Raw genomic sequence first — 17,807 nt, forward strand, 5'->3', positions numbered from 1 at the left:
CCATCGGCGCCAAGCCCGGTGACTCCGTCGCCGCCGACGAGGTGCTGGTCGAGTTCGCTTGAGGGGGCCGCGGCCCCCTCAGTTCACGAAACTCAGAACCCGCTCGGCTTCACCCAGAAGCTCTCCTCCCACGACTGCCCGGCGGGGATGCTCTGCAGGTCCTTGTAGGTTCCCTTCTGAGCCGCGTTCATGGCGTTGGTGATGCCCGCCATCGGCTCGAAGGCGACGAAGCCGCGCTCAGGCGGAGCAGGTTCACCCGTGGTGGCGCTGAGCGGCACGGCCGGTCCCTGGCTGACCGGCGGCGGTGGGGTCTGGCTCGGCCTAGCTCCGCCACCTCCGGTCGCGGGCGGCGGCGGGGCCGCAGTGGAGTAGACCAGGACGGTCTTGTATTTCGGCCCCAAGGTCACCGAGAGCGATTGCCGCGCCCCTTTCAGGGTCACCGTCCCGCGTCCCTGCGCGTCACGCTCAAGGTCGGTGAACACGTTGTCGATCAGGCGCCCGTTGAACCGGCTGAGCGGCACGGCCTTGGAATCGCCGCCCCAGAAGGTTGACGCCGGCTCGGTGCTCCCGGTGGGAACGTTACGCTCATCGAGCAGCCAGTGGGTCTTGGCCGGAACGCTGAGCGTCCAGTCGGCGCGATTGGAGTCGGTCAGCTGGAAATAGGGGTGGAAACCGATCGCCACCGGCATCGGCTCGTCGCTCAGGTTGTCGATCCGGGTCCGCACCTCCAGCGCGCCGTCGGCCAGCCGATAGGTCATGGTCAGGGTGTGAGCGAAGGGGAACTGCTGCATGTAGCGGGGGATGCGGTAGAACTCGAGCTTGCTGGTCACCCAGGCGCCGCCCGCATCGGCCTTCACCTCGACCACCTTCCAGGCGCTGGCGCCGGTCAGGTAGCCATGGATGGGAACCGGCCCCCGGACGTTCCCCAGCTCCATGTCGAAGTTGTATTTCTGGCCGTTCGCATAGAACGCCGTCTCGTCGAGCCGGTTGGCGAAGGGCGCGAGCAGCGGGATCCCGTTCAGCCCCGGACGCGCCCGCATGTCGTCGACCGACTTGATCGGCATGCGCAGGACGTTGTGTCCCCGGACCACCATCTCGTATGCGTTGCTCACCGGGGTCAGCACCGAGACGACGGTATCGGTTCGAGCATCGCGGAGCTGCGCCACGTCTCCGGTGATCCGAGCCGTGTAGCGAGCCTGGGCCGCCGCCATCCCCGGCAAGGCCAGGATTGTGGCGACGAGCACGACGCTCAGCCCACGCAAGATTGAGGCAAGCCTTGTGTTTGACCGCATGCCGAACGTCTCCATCGCCCTGTTCCCCTCCCCTGCCGACCCGCAGGCGTTCAGCCGACCTTGGCGGTCCACCATTCCAGAGTCCGCCGGTGATTGTCGGCCTCGGCCTGGAGACGTCCTTCAGGCGTCAGCTGGTCGACATAGGGCAGCTTGCTGGCCTTGGTCTTGACCCACGCCATGTGCCGGGCCTGATCGCGCGCCCTCCGGTCCTTGGGCATGCTGACCCAGTAGGCGTCGGTCAGGCACGGGACCTTCAGCGGGTCGCGGGTGATCAGCTCTTCGACCGGATTGATCTTGTTGTGGCTGCTCAGGATCTTGAACAGCGCCGCCTGGTCAGCGACCCCGTCGCCGAACAGGACCTCCGACAGCAGGAAGCCGTCTTCATAGGGCGCCACGCCCATATCCTTCATCGAACAGGCGAAGGCGTAGGGGGCGAGCTTGGTGCAGACCTCCACCGGCTGCTCGAGCAGGGCCAGGTTGTTGCCGGGATCGACCAGCGCCCCGAGGTACTCGCTCGACGTCGCCTTCAGGAAGGCCACATGATCGTCGACCAGTCGGTCCTTGTGGTTTTCCAGCGCGATCTTCACGCCGATCTTCTCGGCGATCGGCAGGCATTTCAGGACGATCGCATTGGCCTCCGCCTGCCAGGCCTCGAATTCCTCAAGCGACTTGAAGCTCTCATAGCGACGGCCGCTGAAGCCCTGCGGTGAGCGGCTGACCGCGCGTACGACGCTGGCGCCGACCGCCTTGGCGTCGAGCAGCGACTTCTCAAACGCTGCGGTGTCGTCCGAAAGCCGGCTAGGGAGCCGAGCGTTGCCCTCCACCCACATCTCCAACTCCTCCAGGCGCCGGCGAACCCGCGCTAGGTCGCCGCTCGGCGAGAACTGCAGGCCTCCAGCGCCGAGCGAGCGGCAATATTCCACGACCGCCACGGAGTCGGCGGCCCCTTCCCGCCCACGGCTGTAGGCGCCGAGCGAGGCGGACCCGATCCCCATCTTGGATTTGCGGGGCAGCGACTGTGCGAACGCCTCCCCCGACCACGCAGCGGCGGTGATGGCGGCTCCGGCCGCGAGCAGTTCACGTCTGGTCGTCACGTTTCCTCCGCGCGGGTGCGTTCCCGCTGCTATTTTGCTGTCAACCACCGCCCGTCACGACGGCCACGTCTGCGATGAACTTAGGCGCGCTCCCCCGAGGCCAGGCGGCCCGGTCGTCGAGGGCGAAACCTGCGCCTCCAGCCCCGATCAATCTGTATACTAAATACGAAATAGTCGGTGTCAACGGCGCGTTTGGAGCGCGCGACGGGCGCCTCTAGCAGTCTCAAACAGACCTGTTTGGCGCCGCGCGCGGCGAGAGCTCAGTAGATCCACGTCACCTGGAGCGGCCGCGAATTGAGCCATGACCTCGCAGGCCGCTCATCGGCGCGCTGTACACGTGCTGATCAGAAATCCGGCGGCGGCGATCAAGTGTCCGTCGCCCACGCACTTCGTACATTCAACAGGAGAAATATACGCGCCACAGCTGCACAACACTTGCGAGCCAGGGCGCCCGCCCCTAGCATTGAATGCAACCTACGACTTTATTCCGCCGCATAAGCCAGCAGGATATCAAGTCGTGGAGCTAGGAGTTCATATAGTGGCGACCCTTGTTCAGGCATCCAGCGAGAGCACGCCGACAACTCTGAAGCAATACGTCTATAATCTTGTCCGTCAGGCGATCCTGAGCGGCAAGTACAAGCCCGGCGCCCGACTGAACGAAAGTCAGCTGGCGCGGGAATTCAACATCAGCCGCATCCCCATCCGAGAAGCGTTGATGCAGCTCCGCGAGCACGGGCTGGTCATGAGCCACGAGCGGCGAGGCATGTTCGTCACCGAGCTCTCCGACGAGGAGGTGCAGCAGATCAACAGCCTTCGCGTGGTGCTCGAGGCCGAGGCGATCAAGCTCTGCCGCGCACGCATGACGCGGCCGTTGGCGGCCAAGCTCACCAGCCTGGTCGAGCAGATGGAGAACTCCGACGGCTCCACCGATATCGACTCCGCCGCGCTCGACCTGGAGCTTCACCGCACGATCTGGGAGGCGGCGGGAAACCCTCAGCTCGCCAAGGCGCTGGACTCGCTCGCCACGGTGCTGTTCGCGCACACCGCGCTCGAACACGTCAGCAATGAGGTTCATCACTGGCGCATGAACCACCACCGCCAATTGCTCGACGTGATCCTCGGCCGCTCGGACACGCCCCCCGAGGCCGCCGTGATCGAGCACCTGCGGATGTACTACAAGGACCCCGAGAAGTTCTCGAGCTTCGCGAGCGCGCAGCCGTAGAAGGTCCCAGGCTTCTAAGGCTGGGCCGCCGCGTCCGGCGCGGGCGTGTCCGGCCTCGCGGGAAGCTGACCGGTTAGGCGACCTAGCAGCTTGAAGGCGTAGAGCATGGCGCGGCCGCGCACCGCGCGGGTCGGCCCGCTGACGCCCGGCAAACCGGCCGTCTCGAGCTGCCCGATCGCGGAGTCTTCGCCCTCCAGCGGATGGGTCGCGATCCAGAAGAGGATGCGGGCGAGCTCGGCCCTGCTGAACTCCGCCGATAGGCGCTCCAGAACGATCGCCGGCAGGAACCGCTCGATCTCGCCCATCTGCAGCAGGTCGGGAACAGCGGCCACGTACAGCAGGTTGCGAACCCGCTGCACCGGATCAGCCACCCGCCCCGGCGGCCAGCCCGGCAGCGCTGCGCGAACACGCTCCAACTGATCCACGGCCGCCAGGTCCGGTTCCTGCCCGTCTCGCGCGACGGGGGCCACAAGGCCGTCGTCCGACGGCAGGCGATCGAAGGCGACCTGATCGAAGTCGGCGGGCGTCACCTCCCGCCAGGACGTCGGCGCGGGTCTGACCGCAGGCGCGGGTTCTGGGCGAGAGATCCCTTGTTCAGGCGCCGCGACGTGTGGGGCCGCCTCAGAAGCCACCGTGCTGGCGCTCGACGCAACGACATCGCTCGGCGTATCCGGTCGCGCCGTCGTCACGCGCGGGGCCACGTAGTCGCTGACGCTCCCGACATCCTCCAGCACAGTCACGGGTGCAGCGATGCGGCCCTGGGCGTGCGCCAGCAGGCCGACCAGCACCCAACCGCTGACCGCGGCGACCGCGCCGATCAGGTTAGTCCGGCGCTCACGCCGCCCGCTCGGCTCCCAGCGGAATAGGGTCACGCCGGCGATGAACCCGGCCAGCCCGATGGCCAGGAGGGCGAAGAGGTCGAACCCTCGATCCCCAAGACCGCCCCCGGTCACGCAGCTCTGGATCACGGCGACCGCGTATCGGCCAGGCAAGAAGGCCGACACGTGCAGGGCCCAGTCCGGCAGGGCCGAGAGCCGCACGGCCACCCCGCCGATCATCAGCATCGGCAGGAAGATGCATTGTCCAAGCGCCTGCACCGCCGGCACGTTGTCGGCCAACAAGGCGATGACCAATCCCACGCCCAGGAAGGCGATGGTCACGAAGGTGAAGGCCACGAACAGGCCGGCCGGATCCGTCGGGACAGGCATGCCGACGGCGAACGCGACGAGCAGTTGCAACAGCGCCGCCGCCGCGATCAGCAGGTAGCGGCTGATCAGGATAGCGGTGACGAAGACCCAGGTCGGCGTAGGCGTCGCCCGGTAGCGCCGCCAAACCCCCAGCTCCCGCTCGCTGACCAGGGTCGTGGCCAGGCCGAAACAGGCCCCGCCCAGCACCGTGACGGTGAGCAGCTCGCCCATATGGAGGGCCAGCGGGACCTCCTCGTAGCGGTAGAGCGCCCAGAACGCCGCCAGGAAGATCAGCGGAAACAGAAAGCCGTAGAGCAGCCCCATCGGATTGCGGAACGCCAGCCGCAACGCCAGGCCGGTCTGGCTTAGAAGCGCTTGCATCGCGGTCACTCCAGCCCCGGCCGCTGGACGAGTTCGGCGATGATGTCTTCCAGGCTGGCGCGCGAGGCCCGCAGGGTGACGACCTCCACCGCCTGCAGGCTAAGGACGGCCATCAGGCGCGCCAGGGCGGCCTCGAGATTGGCGGTCGAGAAGCTGACGGTGAAACCGTCGACCACGAGATGATCGAACAACGGCTCGGCGCTCAGCCACTCGGCTTGAACGGGTGTGCCGGCATGCACCTCCACCCGCATGGCCGCCCCGACCCTGGCGGCCAGCGCGCCAGGCGCGCCCTGCGCAACAATCTGGCCCTGGTGCAGGATGATCAGCCGGTCGCACAGACGATAGGCCTCGTCCATGTCATGGGTGGCGATCAGCACCGCCCGCCCCTCGCGCTTCAACCCGCCGATGTAGCCGTGGAGTTCGCGCCGGCTGGCCGGGTCGAGGCCCGCCGTGGGTTCATCCAGGACCAGCAGCTCGGGATCGTTGACGAAGGCCAGGGCCAGGGCGAGCCGCTGCTTTTGCCCCCCGGACAGGGTGGCGACCCGTGCGCCGGACTTCGCCTCCAGGCCAAAGCGCGCCTCAAGTTCGCCCACCCGCGCCGCCACCCCGTAGAGCCGGCCGAAGGCTTCCAGCGCCTCGCGCGGCGTGATCGCCGCGGGCAGGCCAGTGGTCTGCATCGCCACGCCGATCTTGCGTTTGGCGTCGGCGGGACGGCGCAGCAGGTCGACACCGCAGATTTCGATCGCGCCGGCGCTGGGCGCCCGCAGGCCGGTGATCGCGTCGATGATCGTCGACTTGCCCGCGCCGTTCGGCCCCAGAAGACCGAGCACCTCACCCTTCTCGATCTGGAAGTCGACGCCCGAGACAGCGACCACGTCGCCGTAGCTGACGCTGAGGCCGCGCACCACGACGCCGGGCTGGCGTCGTGGTGCGGCGCCCGGCTCACCGGGCCGCGCTTCAGTCATCAACGCCGACGGATAGCAAGATCCTCGTCCGTCCACGGCGTATCCCGGTGCGCATAGGCCTGACGCGTCTCCTTGACCGCCGCGGGAACCACCGGCGCGCCGGTATTGCCCCAGGCGCGGCGGACATAGGTGAGCAGCGAGGCGAGTTCCTCATCGCTCATGCCCGCGCCGAGCGGCGGCATCAAGCCCATCTTGCCCTCCTTGCCGCTCAGCAGGATGCGGGTCGTCGCATCCCCCGCCGCATTGACGTGGGCAGATCCGGCCAACGGCGCTCCGACACGCTCCACCCCGCGTCCATCGGGGGAGTGGCAGGCGACGCAGGTGCCGTCGTAGATCTCTTTTCCGGCGGCGAACAACCGTTGCTCGTCCGGCGTCAGCGGCGTCGCCGCCGGCGCCTGGGGCTTGCCCGGCCAACGCAGGCCGGCCGTCAGTTGCTGGGCGGCTTCCGCCGCCGACCCGCTCGACGCCGCCAGGGCGATGAGCGAGGTGGGCACGGCGGCGATTTCCATTTCCTTCGCCGAGGACCTGCGGCCCATGGCGCCGGGGACCGCCGATCCGGCGCGGCCGCCGACGACCGCATTGCCGGCGCCACCGCGTCCATCGCCGCCTTGCAGCCCCATGCTCATCCCTTCCATCAGGGCGATCCGAATGGGCTCGGCCCGCGCGCCGTCGCTCGCCAAGGCGAGCAGCGACTGAACCTGCGCCGGGTCACGGCTCTTGCTGGCGGCTCCGGCCAGCATGGCGATCGCGTCGCGGCTCGGATTGCCCGTCCGCAGAAGGCCGGCCAAAGCCGCGCCCTCCTGGTCGCTCAGCCCGCTGATCGCGGCGTCGACGGTGACAGGGTCGTCGCCATAGCGCTGCAGCATGGCCACGATCGGCTCGAGCTTGGCGTCCTTCGGCAGCTCGCCCAGGCTGGCCGCCAGCTGGCGGCGCACGAACCAGCTGGGATCGTCGATCTTGCGCAGCAAGGCGGCGCGGACGGGGCCCGGCTTGCCGATATAGGGCTCAGCCATCCTCACGGCGGCGGCGCGGACGTCCGGGCGGGCGTCGTCGAGCGCGGCGGTCACCAGCTTGGCGTCCATCGCGTCCAGCCCGTTGAGGGTCCAGAGCGCCTGAATGCGCGTGCGCCAATCGGGAGCTTTCAACACTTGCCGCTTCAACGCCGGCACGACCGACCTGTCGGCGCGTTGAATGAGCAGCTGCTGGGCGGTGTCGCGCCACCAGCCGCTGGGGTGCGAGAGGTGCTCCACCAACTGCGCCGACGTCTCCCCGCTCATGGACGGCTTCTTGTCCAAGACCATGCCGTCCTTGACGATGCGATAGATCCGGCCCCGGTTGATGTCCTTCGCCAGCCCCTTCTTGCCGATGTAGTCCTTTAGGTAGTCGGTCTGGAGCGGGCCGTCCTGCGAGACGCCGCGGTACATGTCGGTGATGTAGAGCGCGCCGTCCCAGCCCGTGGTCATCGCCACCGGCCGGAACCGCTCGTCGGTCGAGGCCAGGAGCTCCCCACGCGGATAGAAGTCAGTGGCCTTCAGACGCCCAGCGCCATCGTCCTCAAGCTTGAGCAGGTGGACCAGGTTGGTCGGGCCATCGACCACGAAGGCCTGGCCGTTGAGCTCCTTCGGCAGGCGGTCGCCGCGATAGATCAGCGGCGAGGAGACCCCGCCATAGTAGCTGGCGGTGCCGTCGGGACGGAAAATGTCGGTGCGGTAGCCGCGATTGAGCCCGAGAGTCGGCCGGACCGGCCAGAGCTTGGTGTCCTCCTGGCGAACCAGAGATTCATAGAGCCCGGCGGTCCGCACCAGATCGGGATTGCGGGCGAAATAGCGGGGAGAGACGTAGTCGACGAACAGCGGATCGGTGTTGACGTTGCGATAGATCCGCCCGCCATCGTCCTGGGTCACGCCCCATTGCCCGCGGTTCAGGCCCGGCACGACCTCGAACTTGCCGCTCTTGAACTCCAGATCATAGGTGTGCTCGGCGACGTAGATCCGGTTGTCCATCCCCCAGAACAGGCCGTTGGCGCCATGTTCGACCACGCCAAGGGTGGAGAAGGATTTGTCGAGCAGCTCCTTGGTGTCGAACTTCAAGTCGCCGTTGGTGTCGCACGCCTTCCAGAGGTTCGGCGGCTCTCCGACCAGGGCGCAGTTCTTGTCGAGGATCTTGAAGGCCCTCGGCATCACCAGCTTGTCCATGAAGACGGTGCGCTTGTCGAAAACGCCGTCCTGGTTGGTGTCTTCGAGAATGACCAGGTTGTTGATGGGCTCGAAGGAGTTGTCCATCGCGTCGTTGATCGCGAAGCCCTGCATCTCCAACACCCACAGACGGCCGTCGCCGTCGAACTCCATGAGGATCGGGTTCTGAACCAGCGGCTCGGCCGCCACCAGTTCCAGGCGGTATCCGGGCGGCATGTGGAAGGTCTTCAGCGCGTCTTGCGGCGACAGCGCCGCGACCTGGCCTTGCCCGTCAGGATGCACGGGCGCAGGCCACGGCCGATTGGCCGGGGAGCTCAACAGATTGAGCGCGCCCGTTTGGCCGAGCACGGCCACTGGAATAATGAACGCCGCCGTCGTTAGACCGGCCAGCATAACTTTGCGAAGACTCACGCCGCTTCCCCGTTTCCTCATCCGCCTGTATGGGTGATCGGCGGTGATTCTGTATACAGTGTGCTTTATGGAGGGGGAAGTGGCGCTAGACAACAACAGCGAGAGCCGTCCTGCCTCACGGCTCCGCACCTTGCGATGGATCGCCCTCGCCACCCTGCTGCTGGCCGCTATCATCGTACCCTTCGTTATCCTGGAAGCGCCCATCGCCGAAACGCTGACGCGCGCCTTCAGCGCCGCCGGCGACCGACCCTGGCTCAGCGGCCTCATTGTGATCGGCCTCCTGGCCGGCGACGTCGTGCTGCCGGTGCCATCGAGCCTGGTGAGCGCCTTCGCCGGCGGGGTGTTCGGCTTTGGGGCTGGAACCCTGGTGATCTGGATCGGCCTCAACCTCGGCAGCCTGTTCGGCTACGCCCTGGGCGCCAGCGCCGGTCGGTTCGCGGCGGTCCGCTTGGTTGGACAGGACGAACTCGACAGGGCCAGCCGGCTCTCCGACACGATCGGCCCCACCGCTCTGATCATAATGAGAGCCGTCCCGGTGCTGGCTGAGGCCAGCGTGCTGGCCGCCGGCGCGGCGCGGATGCCCAGGCTGCCGTTCCTGGCGGCCACGGTGATCGCCAATACCGGCGTCGCCGCCGCCTATGCGGCGACCGGCGCAGCCGCCGCCTCCACTGGCGTCTTCCTGTTCATCTTCCTTGGCTTGGCCGGTCTACCGGCCGCCGCCTGGGCCACGTGGCGGCTGTGGGCGCCGCGTGTCAGATCCAACAACGAGAGTAAGTTTCCATGAGTATGCGTCGCCTTCTGTGCCTGGGCGCGGCCACGATCTGGCCTGGCTATGCGGCCGCCCAGACACCGGCCTCCGTCGATTCCGTCGTGGTCACCGCCTCGCGGGTCGGCGCCGCCGCGGCCTCCCCCTACGCCCTCGCTGTGATCGAGGGTGAGCCGCTCGCGGCACGGCAAAGCGTGGCGGACGCCCTGTCGGGCGTGGCCGACATCCATGTTCAGGCCCCCGGCGGCCGCAGCGGCGTTTCCTCGATCTTCCTGCGGGGCGCAGATCCGAACTTCACCGTCGTACAGCTCGACGGAGTGCCGCTGACGGCGACCACAAACAGCCGCGGCGGCGCGGTGAACGTCTCTGAACTCGACGTCGCCGGGATCGAGCGGGTCGAGGTGGTCGCCGGCCCTCTCTCCAGCCTCTACGGCTCCGGCGCCCTGGCCGGAGTGATCAATCTCATCGTGCCCGGCGGGGCTCCCGACCATCGGTTCACCACCAGCGCCGCGCTCGGCTCGGACCAGGACTACGCGGTCGCGCTCGGCTGGCGCGGCCCGCTGGCTGGAAGCTTCGGCGGCTCCCTCACCGCGGCGGTGAGCGATGATGGATCGGTCTATTCGGGGTCGAAGTTCCGCACCTGGTCGGTGACCGGCAAGGCGGCGGCGGACGAAAGCCCCGAGAGCGCGCGGCTGGTCTTCAAGATCTCCAGAAACCGCGCCCACAGCTTTCCCGACAGCAGCGGCGGCCCGCGTTTCGCGACCCTGACAGAGCTCGAAACCCGAGAGGGCCGCGAAACCCTGGTCGGTCTCAGGGCCCCGATTATGGAGCTCGGCCGCCTGCGCATCGTCGCCGACGCCGCCTACCTGGCGCGGCGGGACTCCGTCGTGACCCCGGGCGTAGCGCCCTCGGCGTTTGACGACTTCGGGGTTCCCGCCGGAGAGGATCGGTCGCGCTATGAACGTCTATCGGCCGGTCTTGGCGCTCGGGTGAACGGCGGAAACTGGGCCGGGGCTGCGGGACTGGAGGCGCAGGTCGAGGACGGCCGCTCGGACGGGTTCATGGACTTCTTCGGGTTCCACATGCCCACCGGCTTCAAGCTGGAGCGGACGAGCCTGGCCGCGTTCGCCGAGGTCGGCCGCTCCGCCGGCGGCCTCGACCTCAACGCCGGTGTGCGGGTCGACGATCCTGAAGGCCTGGAGCGCGAAGTCACGGCCAGGGCGGGCCTGCGTTACGCGGTTACCGGCGCGCCGCTGGTGCTCCGCGCCTCCGGCGGCACGGGTTACAAGGCGCCCAGCTTCTACGCCCTCGGCAACCCGTTCGTCGGCAATCCGACGCTGCGGCCGGAGAAGAGCCGGGCCGCCGAGGCCAGCGTCGAGTGGACGATTGCGGAGGGCTCGGTCGCCACGCTCACCGTCTTCCACGCGCGTTACACCGACCTGATCGACTTCGTGCCGGGCCCGCCGCCGCAGTTGCAGAACCGCAAGCTGGTGGTGTCGCAAGGCGCGTCGGCCGCGCTGACCTGGGCCCTGAGCCCAACCTTGGCCGCGGCGATCCAGGCGACCTACGCCGACACCCAGGACGACGACACCGGCGAACAGCTGCTCAGCCGCCCGACCTGGCGCACGGCGTCGTCCCTGTCGTGGCGGCCGCACGAGGCCCTGCTGCTGACCGCCCGTCACAGCTATGTCGGGCCGCGCAAGGACTACGCCATCCCGGTCGGCCCGCGCCGCCTCGACGGTTATTCCGTGGTGTCCACTGATGCGGCGCTCACCATCCATCCGCAAACCATCGCCCGGCTCTCGATCGATAACGTGCTGGACAACGACTACGAGGCCGCGATCGGCTTTCCGTCACCGGGCCTGCGGGCACGGCTCGCGATCAGTCAGGAATTCTGAGCAAGCGGCGCTGGAGGTGAAACGCCTCCAGCGCCAGTCTTGAGGCGTGGCCTACGGCTTTCGCCCGGCCAGCGGGTTCAGGCGGATGACCATGCCGGGCGTGGCCGCCGACAAGCTCAGGCCGGTGCCCGCCCCCGTCGGGTTCTGCAACAGCGCGTACAACAGACCGTCAGGTCCGGTGATGACGGCGCGGGTGCGGCCGTATTCTCCGAACAGCACCTCCTGGTGAACCACCTCGCGTCCCTTGATCTCCAGGCGCCGCAGGTGTTGCCCCGCCAGCGCGGCGACGAAGAGGTTGTTCTTCCAGCCTGGGTAGCGGTCGCCCGCGTAGAACGAGACGCCGCTCGGGGCGATCGTCGGGGTGTAGTAGACGATGGGCTGTTCCATCCCCGGCTCGCTGCGCTTGCTCAGCCCGCGCTGCACGCCCGCGGTGATGACGCCCCAGCCGTAGTTCTTGCCCTTCTCGACGATGTTGATCTCGTCCCCGGCGGTGGGGCCATGTTCGGACGACCACAGCAGCCCTGTCACCGGATCGAAGGCCAAGCCCTGTGGATTGCGGTGCCCGTAACTCCAGATCGTCGGCACGGCGCCTGGGGTGTTCACGAAGGGATTGTCCTTCGGCACCGAGCCGTCGTCGTTGATGCGGTGGATCTTGCCGAGCGGCGTGCTCAGGTTCTGGGCGTTCGCCATCTCCCCGCGCTCCCCGAGCGAATAGAAAAGATGCCCCTCCCGATCGAACAGCATGCGCAGGCCGTAGTGCGCGCCGCTTGAGGTGTAGAGCGAATAGGGCGCCCGGAAGATCTCCTGCGACTGCACCCACTCGTTGCGGCTGTTGAGCTTGCCGCGCACCAGGACCGTCATCGACGGCGGGCTCGGAGGCCGCGCGAGCGTTACGCCGGCCGGCGTCGGCGGCGGCGTCCAGCCGGGCATGGCCTCGGTATAGGCCAGATAGATCCAGCCGTTCTTGGCGTAGTTCGGGTGCACCGCCACGTCGAGCATGCCCCCGTCCTGCCGGGCCCACACCTGCGGCGTGCCCGTCACCGGCTCGGGCTGGAGCTTGCCGTTCTGGATGATCCGCAGCCGCCCGGTCCGCTCGGTGACCAAGAGCCGTCCGTCAGGCAGAAAGGCCAGGCCCCAGGGCACGTCCAGGCCGGTGGCCAACACCTCGATGCGGAAGTCCTGCTTCTCGCTTTTGACGACCTGGTCGACGGGCGATGGAACAAAGCGGGGCGCGCCCTTCACGTTCGCGCCTTCGACGCGGACGTAGGCGACCAACTGCCAGATCTGTTCCTCGGAGAGGGCTTCGCCAAACGCCGGCATCTCGGTGTCGGGCAGGCCCTTGCTGATCGTGGCGCGCAGTTGCTCGTCGGTGCGCCCCTCCATGCGCCGCTCGTCGAACAAACTCGGCGCCCGGCCGCCAGCGAGGTCGGCGCCATGACAGGCGACGCAGTTCTGAGTGAACACCTCCCGCGAGGCCGCGAGCGGGCCTCCGCCGGGCGGTCCCGCCGCCGGCGCCCCGGCAGGCTGTTGGGCGATCCCTGACGAGACGCCGGCCGCAAGCGCCGTCACCCCCACGACAACGGCCATGGCGCCGAACCACTGCGACCTCAGCATTCCGTCCCTCACCTTCTATTTCTGAAGATTGTATACATCTTAGCTCGACTTTGGCGGCCACGCCAAGGCCGGCCGCAAGAGCTCGGGCGCGCGAGATTTGGCGAGACTCCGCCATCGCCGCGGGCGTTCTGACATTTTGAACGCGGAGAATGCCGAGCTCGTCGACGCGCGCCCGCACGACGCAGGCCGGGCGCCTATTGCTGTGATCGCTTCCGGACTGCGGAAGCGCGCGGCCCCCTCGTGAGCCGCGCTCATTCCAGCAAGGCTCGTGAAATGAAGACGATTGTCTCCGTACTGCTGTTGTCGCTCGCCGCTCCCGGCGTCGCCGGCGCGGCCAAGCCCTATGAAGTCATTCGCGCAGGCGACAGCGAGATGACCTGCGATCAGCTACGAACGGAAATCAACGCCTTGAACGGCGCTGTCCAGACCGCGCAAGACGAGCAGGCGAAGCGGGAGAGCCGTGGCCGCATGGCCAAGGGCGTCCTTGGCGGAATCGCCGGCAGCGCGCTTTCCGCCGCCCCGTCCCTGCTTGGCGGCAAGCTCGGAGGCGGGATGACGCAGTATGCGTTGAACGGCGCGCTGCAGAGCATTCAAAGCAGCGCCGCCCAGGCGCCGGCCGCCGCCGAGCCCTCGGCTGGACCCAAGCCGGCCCCGCCCGAGCAAAAGAGGCTGGAGCACATGTCGGAGCTCTATCGCAGCGGCAGCTGCTGACGCCCCGGTGATCCGCGACGGAGGCCGGCGTGATTGAGCTCGTGATCGGCTCCAAGAACTACTCATCCTGGTCGATGAGAGCCTGGATGCTGTTGCGGCTCACCGGCCTGCCGTTCGTCGAGACCACCGTTGAACTCTACAGCCCCGGCGCGCGCCAGCGGGTGATGTCCATGGGGGGCGAGACCGGCCTGGCCCCGGTCCTGATCGCTGAGGGCGCGGCCATATGGGACACGCTGGCGATCACCGAGCATCTCTACGAGCTGCGCCCTCGAATTTGGCCCGCTGCCCCGCGCGACCGCGCCCGGGCGCGAAGCTATGCGGGCGAAGTCCACTCCGGCTTGAACGCGCTCCGGGCCGCGATGCCCTGCAACACCCGGGCGCGAAACCGGACCGCGACGATCTCGCCTGAGGTCGAGGCCGATATCGCTCGCGTCGCCGAAATATGGAGCCGAGCAGGCGGCGGCTGGCTGTTTGGCGACTTCTGCGCCGCCGACATCATGTTCGCCCCCATCGCCGCCCGCTTTCGCACCTACGACGTAGCCTTGCCTGACGCAGCCCAAGCCTACTGGCTAAGGCTGCTCTCGCACGACCTGTCCGCAGAATGGTTCGCGCTTGGGCAAGCGGACCCGACAGTGATCGACGCCTTCGAGCTGCCGATGCGGACGGCGGACTAAGCCGCCGCCCCTGCCATAGGCGCTCATCGATCGGCGCCCGCCACGAACGCGGCGGAGATCGGCCCACCCTTCGAAATCCCGTAGCTCTCGTACATGTTGTAGCGATCAGGCTTCAGGCTGGCGGATTCCGGGAACCAGACGCGCACCCGCATTTCCAGCGGCGGCACGAGCATCAGGGTCGCCAGATATGGCTTCCGGCTCAGATCGTCGGCCAGGTAGAAGTTGCCCAGGGCGTGGCGCGCCTCGCCGTTCGCGTCGGAGATCGAGATGTCGATGTCCGACTCCACGATCTTCTTCATCAATCCGGAATCGACCTTGAACCCGACCACGGCTTCCCAGTCGCCATCGTCGCCTCGGTTCAGCGAGATCAGGCGCACTTGGAACGTGTTCAGTTTTACGACCTGGCCGGCCGCCACGCCGCCGGGGGCCTGCGGCAGGGGCGCATAGGTCGGCCGCTTCAACGGCGCGCCGGCAAGATAGAACTCCGCCATTGGAGCGTCCTGGCTCTTCACCAGCAGCCGGGCTGGTGTCACGCCGGCCGGCGGCCTTGGGAACACCAAGGTCAGGACGGCCTGCTCGTTTCGTTGCAGGGGCCGGCCCCGCTTCATCGCGTCCGCGCCGGAACGGCCATAGTTGTTGCCGTCGGTTTCGTATTCGACGCCGTCAGACCCGATCAGCACGAAGGTGTTGTAGGCCGTCTGAAGGCTCATCGACTTCTCGGTGTTGTTGCGAGCCGTCAAAGCCACTTCGATGGGCGCGGTCGGCCCGCCGCGACGACCGGCTGCGTCGACACGGTAAGACATGCGTCCGGCCAAGGTGAACGCCCCGCCGAGGCCGCCGCCCCTGATCTCGGGCAGGGACTCGGCCGGCGCTTCGATACGGCCGCCGGCGCCCAGGGTGGGCAGCGGGATCCGGACGGATTTGCCGTCGACATATTTGATCTTCAGCCCCTCGAGCCTGGGCAGTTGCTGCGTGACGGTCCACATATGGACCTGCTGCTGGGCGCTGTTGTCACCAACCTCGTAGACGAAGCGCGCCGTGATCCGGCCCTTGGGCGGGATCGGCGTATTGGCCAGATAGTGCCAGGGCGGCAACGCGTCCTCGGTCTGATGGACATATCCCATCCGCAGCAACGAAACCTCGACGCCGTCCTTTCGCCCAAGGACCGTGCGGACCTGCTTGTCGCTGAAGGGCAGGGTTTGCGTGGTGTCGTTGCGGAAGGTCGCGGTGACGACGACGTTGCGGGTCTTGCCGTCCACCGCGCCATAGGCGACCTCGTCCAGGCGCACCGCCCAGAGTTGGACGGGGTTGAAGCCGGTGTCGTCCAGCGGCGCGGTCGCGGCCTTCTCGGGCGCGGCGTTCTTGGTCCAGTTCTCACGCTCGCCGATCTGTTTCAGGAACAGGTGACGCCAACCTCCGGCGTCGCCACGCGCCAGGAAGAAGGCCGAGCCGGACAGCGCCCCGCCCTTCTCGCTCGTTCCCTGCCAGCGGTTGCCGCCGTCCATCGAATTGAGGAAGCCGAGCATCGCGCTCTCATACTTCCCCGGCGCGGTCGGCATGGCCGGGACATTCACGCCCTTGGCCTTGAGCGCGGCGAGCAGGTCCTTCGTCCCCTTCTCGCTCAGGAAGGCGATCTTGGTCATCTGGACGGTGTTGAAGGCCGGCGGGAAGTCCTCGATCTTGAAGCGCCGATCGGGAAACTGATTGGCTGGGTCGTCGATCTTCAGGACCTTGCGGTTAAAGTCGGTGAGGCTGATCAGGGTCTCGCGCTGGCCGCCATAGCCGCCGCCCGGCGCATTCATGACCGGGTCGAAGTTCACCTCCGGGGCGTTGATATAGGCCGACCACTCGTCGAGCGTCCTGCCGGTGGACTTCTTGATCATCCACTCCAGGGGCTGCTTGGTGAGCTCGCTGATCGCGTCGGTCAGCACTTTGGGCAGGATGCTGGACATCACCTTTCGGATGAAGACCACGGTCGCGATCGCGAAGTCCGGCGCTCCGGCCATGCTGATCAGGTGATCTTCCAGGTACTTCGTGGCGACCTCCTTGGCCCGGCTCGGGTCGGAGTCGCCGTAGACGATCGCCAAGGCGATCTGGTGCGAGACCTGCGGCCAGGCGCGCAAGCCGTTGTCGATGTCCTCGATCCAGGCCTTCTTGTACTCAGCTTCCGGCCCGTTGGCCGCGGCGTAGGCCAGGCGCGCGGGACCCGAGCGCGACATTCGCTCACGGTCATAGGTGTCGACGTCCCGCTGCAAGCCGTTGCGAAGCTGGGAGAAGATCGCCGGGATCGAGGCCTTGTCGCCGGGCCCTTGCAGCAGCCGCTGGTCCAGCACCGAACCTGGCGAACCACGCACCATCTCGCGGTAGATGAAGCCGTCGACGCCGTCGATGCTGGCGCGCGTCGAGAAGCTCGGGGTGCGCTTGCCGACATAGCCCTCCAGCACGATGTGCTTGAGCGCGTTCCTAGGATCGGGGCTGATCGCGAAGTCGCCGCCCGTGTAGTAGTTGACGAACGTGTGCATGAACATGTCGCCGGCGGCGTGGGTGATGTAGCCGGCGACGAAGGCGCGGATCTCCGGCGTGTCGTTGCGGGCCAGCCTCAGGATCTTGGCGGCCTCGCTCTCCTCCAGTTGCTGCTGGGCCGCGCTCTTGGGCCCATAGGCCTTGCGCCAGAGGTGGGTCAGCCAAGCATCCGTCCCCGCGGCGCTGGGCAGTTCGCCCTTCTCCGGATCCCCCAGCAGGCTCTTGTTCGTACCTGGGTGGATGAGTTGCTGGCCCGTCAGGATGTCGGGATAGGCGTCGGGGCCGACGACCCCGGCGCGAAACTGCTCCGGCTTCTGACGCAGGGCCGCGAGGATCGCGGGATTGACCTCGAAGGCGCCGAGGGGCGCGAGGATCTTCCCGGTCTCGTAGTCCGTCTCGTAGATGGTCACCTTGCCGTCGTCGACGGCGTCCACCCTCACCTGCTCGGCCAGATAGATGTGGGTCTTGGGTTTCCAGGCCGCGGCGGGCGTGGAGACCAGCGCGCAAAGCAGCGCCGTTCCCAGTCCAAGCCGCCACCGCTCGAGCATCGAACGGCGGTTCAGGGGTGTCGTCATCTTTGGCCCGTCCAGCGCGATTACGCGCCTGGATCAATCACGCCCCGGCGACAGACTCGATCAGCGTGCGACCAAGGCCGGCAAGGCCGCGATGAAGACGGCGCGCCGGCCTGACGTCAGATCGAGCTAGCGCCCGAAAGCTCTGTGATCACGATCGAGCAACCCATCGTCTGGACGCTCGCGCGCCCTGTTGGAAGTTGCACTTTCATTGAGAACCGTTGCTTCAACAGAGGCGCCCCGAGCGACGGCGGCCGGCCACCACAATCACAAATTGACATCCGCATATCTGCGATATCAGA

At 67.5% G+C, this 17,807-nt stretch carries 12 protein-coding genes; 5 read left to right on the plus strand and 7 right to left on the minus strand.

The window, feature by feature from the left end; genetic code table 11:
* Positions 1-92 precede the first annotated feature (92 nt).
* Positions 93-1,244 (minus strand): aldose 1-epimerase, encoded by a 1,152-nt coding sequence (locus ASE02_RS07580; protein ID WP_056732800.1) that lies wholly within the window; start codon positions 1,242-1,244, stop codon positions 93-95.
* Between the two features lie 98 nt (positions 1,245-1,342).
* On the minus strand, positions 1,343-2,386 hold the full coding sequence (locus ASE02_RS07585) for a sugar phosphate isomerase/epimerase (protein WP_056732803.1): 1,044 nt from the start codon (positions 2,384-2,386) through the stop codon (positions 1,343-1,345).
* A gap of 538 nt (positions 2,387-2,924) precedes the next feature.
* Between ASE02_RS07585 and ASE02_RS07590 the strand changes: the two genes are divergently transcribed.
* Positions 2,925-3,608: a GntR family transcriptional regulator gene (locus tag ASE02_RS07590; protein WP_056732805.1), complete on the plus strand. Its 684-nt coding sequence runs from the start codon at positions 2,925-2,927 to the stop codon at positions 3,606-3,608.
* A gap of 14 nt (positions 3,609-3,622) precedes the next feature.
* Here ASE02_RS07590 and ASE02_RS07595 read toward each other — a convergent pair whose 3' ends face one another.
* Genes ASE02_RS07595 through ASE02_RS07605 form a run of 3 tightly spaced genes read right to left on the minus strand, consistent with a single transcriptional unit; the run spans position 3,623 to position 8,747 of the window.
* On the minus strand, positions 3,623-5,176 hold the full coding sequence (locus tag ASE02_RS07595) for an ABC transporter permease (RefSeq protein ID WP_156405957.1): 1,554 nt from the start codon (positions 5,174-5,176) through the stop codon (positions 3,623-3,625).
* 5 nt (positions 5,177-5,181) lie between these two features.
* Positions 5,182-6,141, minus strand: coding sequence for an ABC transporter ATP-binding protein (locus ASE02_RS07600; protein WP_082601935.1), 960 nt, complete (start codon positions 6,139-6,141; stop codon positions 5,182-5,184).
* On the minus strand, positions 6,141-8,747 hold the full coding sequence (locus ASE02_RS07605; protein ID WP_162257149.1) for a HEAT repeat domain-containing protein: 2,607 nt from the start codon (positions 8,745-8,747) through the stop codon (positions 6,141-6,143). Before ASE02_RS07605 ends, ASE02_RS07600 begins: the two co-directional genes overlap by 1 nt.
* 79 nt (positions 8,748-8,826) lie before the next feature.
* Here ASE02_RS07605 and ASE02_RS07610 point away from each other — a divergent pair, with 79 nt between their 5' ends.
* Positions 8,827-9,531: a VTT domain-containing protein gene (locus ASE02_RS07610; RefSeq protein WP_056732813.1), complete on the plus strand. Its 705-nt coding sequence runs from the start codon at positions 8,827-8,829 to the stop codon at positions 9,529-9,531.
* Complete coding sequence (locus ASE02_RS07615; protein ID WP_082601938.1) at positions 9,528-11,411, plus strand: TonB-dependent siderophore receptor; 1,884 nt, start codon at positions 9,528-9,530, stop codon at positions 11,409-11,411. Before ASE02_RS07610 ends, ASE02_RS07615 begins: the two co-directional genes overlap by 4 nt.
* 51 nt (positions 11,412-11,462) lie before the next feature.
* Here the strand turns inward: ASE02_RS07615 and ASE02_RS07620 are convergent, their stop codons facing one another.
* Entirely contained in the window at positions 11,463-13,025 is a 1,563-nt protein-coding gene (locus ASE02_RS07620; RefSeq protein ID WP_056732816.1) for a PQQ-dependent sugar dehydrogenase, read from the minus strand.
* Between the two features lie 273 nt (positions 13,026-13,298).
* On the opposite strand from ASE02_RS07620, the gene ASE02_RS07625 reads away from it, so the two are divergent.
* Together ASE02_RS07625 and ASE02_RS07630 are read left to right on the plus strand one after the other, a co-directional pair.
* Positions 13,299-13,736 carry a hypothetical protein gene (locus ASE02_RS07625; RefSeq protein ID WP_056732819.1) on the plus strand — a complete coding sequence of 146 codons (438 nt, stop codon included), beginning with the start codon at positions 13,299-13,301 and terminating at the stop codon, positions 13,734-13,736.
* Positions 13,737-13,765: 29 nt separating this feature from the next.
* Positions 13,766-14,410 carry a glutathione S-transferase N-terminal domain-containing protein gene (locus ASE02_RS07630; protein WP_056732821.1) on the plus strand — a complete coding sequence of 215 codons (645 nt, stop codon included), beginning with the start codon at positions 13,766-13,768 and terminating at the stop codon, positions 14,408-14,410.
* 23 nt (positions 14,411-14,433) lie between these two features.
* Here ASE02_RS07630 and ASE02_RS07635 read toward each other — a convergent pair whose 3' ends face one another.
* Entirely contained in the window at positions 14,434-17,508 is a 3,075-nt protein-coding gene (locus ASE02_RS07635; protein WP_156405958.1) for a zinc dependent phospholipase C family protein, read from the minus strand.
* Between the last annotated feature and the right edge of the window lie 299 nt (positions 17,509-17,807).

The organism is Phenylobacterium sp. Root700 (genome assembly GCF_001429025.1).
Taxonomy (GTDB): Bacteria; Pseudomonadota; Alphaproteobacteria; order Caulobacterales; family Caulobacteraceae; genus Phenylobacterium.